The sequence below is a fragment of the Pseudomonas sp. P5_B2 genome, assembly GCF_056400445.1.
The window spans coordinates 1-549 of record NZ_JBFULH010001488.1 but is presented as its reverse complement, the minus strand read 5'-3'; the positions used below and the strand labels follow the sequence as shown (position 1 = coordinate 549).

The 549-nt window shown below is 39.9% G+C and carries 1 protein-coding gene; it reads left to right on the top strand.

Going from position 1 to position 549, the window contains the following annotated elements; all coding sequences use genetic code 11:
• Positions 1–360 precede the first annotated feature (360 nt).
• Positions 361–549, top strand: a 189-nt coding sequence (locus tag AC1DRJ_RS31985) for a hypothetical protein (RefSeq protein WP_477805610.1), incomplete at its 3' end; no start/stop codon positions are given.

Below are 549 nucleotides of genomic sequence, written 5' to 3'. Positions count from 1 at the left end.
AATATATCCGGCGAATCTTTGGAAGATAAATATAGTAACTATGACCTTACGCACGCCTCCAACACGTCAAAATGGCAACTAACATAAAATATAACAGAGGTTTATCGAGAACGCCTTGCCAGCCAACCCCTTGATTTCATTTGCTTCATTTTTCTTGCGAAAAACAATTAGATTTATTGTCGGCGCATTTCAATAAACAATGTGATGGCACCATCGCACGCTATCACCGAAATTTAATAAACTCCAACTTCCCCTTAGCCTTCTGTTTTTTTACATCAACAGCTTGACGCCGCAGATTCGTGCACTAGGCTTGTAATTAGGACTGAAAATATTTTCAGGTGAGCATCAGAGGTCATCCAAATGAATAAGACAGATCGCGTTGCGTCAGGAGTTGTTGACATAGTCCAGCATGGAGTTCGAGACACGCGCAATCAACTCCATTATGCGCCAGTTATCACCCTTGTAGCTGATACGTTAACTCATGTTATTTTGAACTTTTCAACTCAGAAAACATTTGTACAGAAATACTATCGCAATTGTATTCAGGAA